5 protein-coding genes and 1 pseudogene are annotated in these 5778 nt (G+C 71.4%); 3 read left to right on the top strand and 3 right to left on the bottom strand.

The window, feature by feature from the left end:
- Positions 1–180, bottom strand: a pseudogene (glpX, locus tag GH736_RS15850) (fructose-bisphosphatase class II); the annotation flags it as partial.
- Positions 181–306: 126 nt separating this feature from the next.
- Between glpX and fbaA the strand changes: the two are divergent.
- Together fbaA and GH736_RS15840 are read left to right on the top strand one after the other, a co-directional pair.
- Positions 307–1335: a class II fructose-bisphosphate aldolase gene (gene fbaA / locus GH736_RS15845; protein ID WP_159605051.1), complete on the top strand. Its 1029-nt coding sequence runs from the start codon at positions 307–309 to the stop codon at positions 1333–1335.
- 7 nt (positions 1336–1342) lie between these two features.
- Positions 1343–1972 (top strand): DUF6264 family protein, encoded by a 630-nt coding sequence (locus tag GH736_RS15840; protein ID WP_159605049.1) that lies wholly within the window; start codon positions 1343–1345, stop codon positions 1970–1972.
- Between the two features lie 53 nt (positions 1973–2025).
- On the opposite strand, the gene GH736_RS15835 is transcribed toward GH736_RS15840, so the two are convergent.
- Together GH736_RS15835 and GH736_RS15830 are read right to left on the bottom strand one after the other, a co-directional pair.
- Positions 2026–3312, bottom strand: a complete 1287-nt coding sequence (locus GH736_RS15835) for a vanadium-dependent haloperoxidase (RefSeq protein ID WP_159605047.1) — start codon at positions 3310–3312, stop codon at positions 2026–2028.
- A 226-nt stretch (positions 3313–3538) separates the two neighbouring features.
- Entirely contained in the window at positions 3539–4582 is a 1044-nt protein-coding gene (locus GH736_RS15830; RefSeq protein WP_159605055.1) for a 4-hydroxy-3-methylbut-2-enyl diphosphate reductase, read from the bottom strand.
- A gap of 100 nt (positions 4583–4682) precedes the next feature.
- On the opposite strand from GH736_RS15830, the gene xseA reads away from it, so the two are divergent.
- On the top strand, positions 4683–5778 hold a 1096-nt coding region (gene xseA / locus GH736_RS15825), incomplete at its 3' end, for an exodeoxyribonuclease VII large subunit (protein ID WP_159605045.1).

Here is a 5778-nt window from a genome sequence, read left to right as displayed (position 1 = left end):
GACACGCAGCGCGGCGGGCACCGTCGCCAGTGCCGTGCGCAGGGCGTCGACCGCGGCCGCATCCACGGCGTCGGGGTCGCCCGAGCCGACCAGCGGAAGCGCGGCGTCGGCGGCCGCCCGCACCGCGGCCGACAGCGCCGAGCGGAGCTGCTGGGAGAACACGTTCGCGTCGTCATGCATCGGGCCATCCTCCCGCATCCCCGACGGGACGACCGACCTGCGGCCGCGGCCTCCGCGACTCATGAGCACTCCTCGCCACCTCGCTAGACTCGGATCCGAACCCTGACGTGACCTCGAAGGAGCACCATGCCCATCGCAACCCCGGAGCAGTACGCCGAGATGCTCGACACCGCCAAGGCGAAGGGCTTCGCCTTCCCGGCGTTCAACGTCTCCTCCTCGCAGACGCTCAACGCCGTGCTGCAGGGCCTCACCGAGGCGGGCTCCGACGGCATCATCCAGGTCACCACCGGCGGCGCGGACTACTTCGCCGGCCACACGGTCAAGGCCCGCGCCACCGGCGCCCTCGCGTTCGCGAGGTTCGCCCACGAGGTGGCGAAGTCCTACCCGATCACGGTCGCGCTGCACACCGACCACTGCCCGAAGAACGCGCTCGACGACTTCGTGTACCCGCTCATCGCCGCCTCCGAGGAGGAGGTCAAGGCCGGTCGCAACCCGATCTTCCAGTCGCACATGTGGGACGGCTCGGCCGTGCCCCTCGACGAGAACCTCGAGATCGCCAAGCAGATCCTCCCCCGCATGAAGGCGATCAACGCGATCCTCGAGGTCGAGATCGGCGTCGTCGGCGGCGAGGAGGACGGCGTCAGCCACGACATCAACGAACACCTCTACACGACCCTCGACGACGCCATCGCGACCGTCGAGGCGCTCGGCCTCGGCGAGCAGGGCCGCTACATGGCCGCCCTCACGTTCGGCAACGTGCACGGCGTCTACGCCCCCGGCAACGTGAAGCTGAAGCCCGAGCTCCTCAAGGAGATCCAGGACGGCCTCGCCGCGAAGTACGGCACCGGCCCGAAGCCCCTCGACCTCGTGTTCCATGGCGGCTCCGGCTCCACCGACGAGGAGATCGCCACCGCGGTCGCCAACGGCGTCGTGAAGATGAACATCGACACCGACACCCAGTACGCCTTCACGCGCTCCGTCGCCGGCTACATGTTCTCCAACTACGAGGGCGTGCTCAAGGTCGACGGCTCGGTCGGCAACAAGAAGCTCTACGACCCGCGCGCCTGGGGCAAGGTCGCCGAGTCGGCGATGGCCTCGCGCGTCGGCGAGTCCACGAGGCAGCTCGGCTCCGCCGGGCAGTCGATCACCGCGTAGGTTCCGGATGCCGCAGGAGCACGCCCCGGGCACCCCCGACGAGTCGACCCCACGGTCGGCCGCCGAGGGGGTTCCCACGCCGCCACCGGCGCCGCGCGACGAGCGTCCGCGACCGCAGTACGGCGAGTACGCGCCCGAGGGCTGGACGTGGACCCCTCCGCCCGGCGAGACCACGTCCGACCCGGCGCCGCAGATGACGCCCCCGCCCGCACCGCATGCGCCGTCGGCGCACGCCGTCGCGGCGGCATCCGCTCGCGAGCAGCGGCCGGCGCGTCCCGCGGACCGGGCCGTGACCATCCTGCTGCTCGTCATGGGCGTGCTGGGCGCGTGGCTGTCGGTCGGTGTGCTGCAGGCGCTCCCGCAGTCGATCCAGCTCCTGCACACGCAGGAGGGCATCGACCCCTACACGCCCGGACCCGAGATCCCGGGGCTCATCCTCATCGGCTCGATCGTGCAGGTGGTGATCTGGGTGGTGACTGCGGCAGGCTCCATCGCGCTCATCCGGGCGCGTCGCCCGTCGTTCTGGCTCCCCCTCGCGGGTGGCGTGCTCGCGGCGATCGCCCTGTTCGTGTGCACCGCGATCGCCCTGAGCGGCGACCCGGCGCTCATCGAGCAGCTGACGACCACGGGCCGCTGACTCGACGGGGACGGCGATCGCCGTCCCCGTCGCGCATCCACCCCGTCAGGGGATCAATCGAGCGGGACGAAGGCGCCCGACACGACCGCGTCGGCGGCGGCGTGGCCCAGCATGTTGCCGTCCGTCATCGCCTGGCGGAAGTGGAGGCCGAGCCAGATCCTGGCGTTCATGGTCTCGGTGTCGAGTGCGGTCGACGTCGCGAAGTGCCGGTCGGGCCGGCCCTGCACGGTCGAGGGCACGTCGATGTCGATGGTGTCGGCGCCGAAGAGGTGACCGAAGGCGCCCGACGCGGAGCCGGACACGCAGGCGTGGCCGCTCGTGTAGTCGGGGTACGGCGGCGTGGTGACGAGCGGCGTCCACGCGGCATCCGGCTGCGTCGCGGCGTTCCCGTCGTCGGCGGTCCTGATGGCGGTCACCGGGCGCCAATAGGCATAGCTCCACTTCGCGTACCAGCACGAGATGTTGGCGTCCGCGATCGACGTGTCGAGGAGCGCGAACGCGCGTGCGGTCTCGCCGATGTCCAGGCCGCGCTCTGCCGTCTCGGTCTGCATCGCCATGTTGTACTGCACGACGGGGCCGACGGGCGTGCTCCAGAACAGGGCCGTCGCCGTCTCGTCGCCGGTGCGGGTGGACCCGTTCAGCGCGCCCTTCGCCTTGACCTCGTCGTAGTCGACGGCGTACTCGGCGGAATCGACCGGATCGGGACCCGGGAGGGGGATGGCCGTCGACGACTCGAGCACGAAGGGCGTGACGAATCCGAGCCAGCTCACCGCCATTGGCGCGAATCCCGGCGGAGTCGGCTCCCAGACGCCGATCCCGGGCTCGACCTCGATCGGATGGACCGTCGTGAGGTCGTCGCCCGCGCGCGCCGCGATGATCGCGTCGGCGGAGGCGAGGCCGACGCGCGTGCCGTGCACCTTGCCGACGCCGTTCGGCACGTCCGCCAGGAATGCCGCGTAGTCGGCGTCGAGGTTGGCGGCCGATGCAGGGAAGTAGTGGCGCAGCACGCGGTACGCGGCGGTCGCCGCGGCGACCTCGGGCGAGGCATGCGCCTGGGCACGGGGCTGCTGGACGTAGGTCTCGAAGTCGCCCTCGATGGCGGCGACGGCATCGTGCATCGCGATGGAGGTGTACGCGAAGTAGAGCGGCGAGGCGGGCACCGGCGCGGCGTTCTCAGTGGAGATCGTGCGCACGGCGATGGCGTTCCATTCCCTGACGACGTCGGCATCACGGCCGACCTCGGGCACCGCCTGGCTGGGGCCGGCGACGATCGCCGCGGTCAGCACGCACGCGACCGCGGCGGCACCCGCGATGACGGATCTTGCGATTCGGGGAGACATCGGGTCCCTTCAACTCTCTCGAGGAGTCGACAGGACGGGAAGCCGGGGATCGTCTGGGGACGCGGGTTCGCACAACGCCCTGACGCGCGCATTCTCCACCCGGGGCGGTGGCCCCGCAAGACCCCACGGGACGGCCTCCGCGCATGGGCTGATGGCGGGTCGCGGCCGTCCGGGTCAGGCGCGAAGCCCGGCCGTCCGGGTCAGGCGCGAAGCGCGGCCGTCCGGGTCAGGCCCGGGGCGCGGCCGTCCGGCCGCCGAGCGCCCGTGCGTCGCGGTTGCCCGCGAGGTCGCGTCGGAGCTCCTTCGGCAGCGAGAACATGAGGTCCTCCTCGGCCGTCTTCACCTCGGCGACGTCGCCGTAGCCGGCGTCGGCGAGGGCGTCGAGCAACTCCTTCACGAGTTCCTCGGGCACGGATGCCCCGCTCGTCACGCCGACCGTCTCGACGCCGTCGAGCCACTCCTGCTTGACCTCGCTCGCGTAGTCGACGCGGTAGGCGGCCTTGGCGCCGTACTCGAGCGCCACCTCGACGAGGCGCACGCTGTTCGAGCTGTTCGCCGAGCCGACGACGATCACGAGGTCGGCGTCGGTCGCGACCTTCTTGATCGCGACCTGGCGGTTCTGCGTGGCGTAGCAGATGTCGTCGCTCGGCGGGTCCTGCAGGTTCGGGAACCGCTCGCGCAGCCGCCGCACCGTCTCCATGGTCTCGTCGACCGAGAGCGTGGTCTGCGAGAGCCACACCACCTTGTCGGGGTCGCGCACCTCGATGTTCGGCACGTCGTCGGGACTGTTCACGATGGTCACGTGCTCGGGCGCCTCGCCGGCGGTGCCCTCGACCTCCTCGTGGCCCTCATGGCCGATGAGCAGGATCTCGAAGTCGTCGCGCGCGAAGCGCACCGCCTCGCGGTGCACCTTGGTCACGAGCGGGCAGGTCGCGTCGATGGCGTGCAGGCCGCGGTCGGCGGCGGCGTTCACGACGGCCGGCGAGACACCGTGCGCGCTGAAGACGACGTGGGCGCCCTCGGGCACCTCGTCGACCTCCTCGACGAAGACGGCGCCCTGCTGCTCGAGCTCGGTGACGACGTGGATGTTGTGCACGATCTGCTTTCGGACGTACACGGGGGCGCCGTAGTGCTCGAGGGCCTTCTCGACGGCGATCACGGCACGGTCGACCCCGGCGCAGTAGCCGCGGGGGGCCGCGAGGAGCACGCGCTTGTGTCCGGGGACCGGGATATCCTTGAGCCGGCCGCGCACGCCCGGCACCCGGGGCATGCCGAGGCCGATCCGCGGGGCATCCGTCGTATTGGTCACGGATTCCATCCTACGTGGGCGTGGTGGGGCCATCGGCTGAGGGCGAGCAGGGAGAGACGCGATGACGGAGGCACCGGCCACACGTGAGCACCCGTGGCCCGTCGCGCTGCTCTCGGGCAAGCTCAAGGAGTACGTCGACCGGCTCGGCACCGTGTGGGTCGAGGGCGAGATCACCCAGTGGGGCGTCTCCGGGGGCAACGTCTACGGCAAGCTGAAAGACCTCGAGGCCGACGCCACCATCTCGTTCACGATGTGGTCGTCCGTGAAGGCCCGCCTCGGCGAGGAGTTCAAGCAGGGCGACCACGCGATCCTGCTCGTCAAGCCCAGCTGGTGGGTCAAGGGCGGCTCGCTCTCGATGCAGGTCTACGACATGAAGCACGTCGGCCTGGGCGATCTGCTCGAGCGCCTCGAGCGCCTGCGGTCCCAGCTCGCCGCCGAAGGTCTGTTCGACCAGGCCCGCAAGAAGCGACTGCCGTTCCTGCCCGCCGTGGTCGGCCTCGTGACCGCGCGCGACAGCGACGCCGAACAGGACGTGCTGCGCAACGCCCGCCTGCGCTGGCCGGCCGTGGAGTTCCGCACCGCCTACGCGTCAGTCCAGGGCGACCGCACCGCGCCCGAGGTCGTCAACGCCATCCGCCGGCTCGACGCCGACCCCCAGGTTGAGGTCATCATCGTGGCGCGCGGTGGCGGCGACTTCCAGAACCTGCTGGGGTTCAGCGACGAGCGCGTCGTGCGGGCCGCCGCCGCGGCATCCACCCCCATCGTCTCGGCGATCGGGCACGAGGCCGATCGCCCGCTCCTCGACGAGGTGGCCGACCTCCGTGCCTCGACGCCGACGGATGCCGCGAAGCGCGTCGTCCCCGACGTCGCCGAGGAGCTCGGGCGGGTCGAGCAGGTGCGGGCCCGCCTCGGCATGCGGCTCTCGTCGATCCTCGGCCGCGAGATCGATCGCATCGGCCACCTCCGTGCCCGGCCGGTGCTCGCCGACACCGGCTGGATCGTCGACCGCCGTGCCGAGGAGCTCACCCGATGGGTGGCACGCGGCGCCGAGCTCGTGGATCGCTGCATCGAGAAGCAGTCGGGGCGCGTCGGCGAGCTGCGCGGACACCTGCGCGCGCTCTCGCCGCAGGCGACGCTCGACCGCGGCTACGCCATCG

The organism is Agromyces humi (genome assembly GCF_009720255.1).
GTDB classification, from domain to species: Bacteria; Actinomycetota; Actinomycetes; order Actinomycetales; family Microbacteriaceae; genus Agromyces; species Agromyces humi.
Note: the sequence above shows the minus strand (reverse complement) of the source record. Positions and strands in the feature narration are given on the sequence as shown.

Coding starts and splice junctions, on each gene's coding strand:
- GH736_RS15840 (WP_159605049.1), top strand. CDS start 1,343: ATGCCGCAGGAGCACGCCCCGGGCACCCCCGACGAGTCGACCCCACGG.
- fbaA (WP_159605051.1), top strand. CDS start 307: ATGCCCATCGCAACCCCGGAGCAGTACGCCGAGATGCTCGACACCGCC.
- GH736_RS15835 (WP_159605047.1), bottom strand. CDS start 3,312: ATGTCTCCCCGAATCGCAAGATCCGTCATCGCGGGTGCCGCCGCGGTC.
- GH736_RS15830 (WP_159605055.1), bottom strand. CDS start 4,582: ATGCCCCGGGTGCCGGGCGTGCGCGGCCGGCTCAAGGATATCCCGGTC.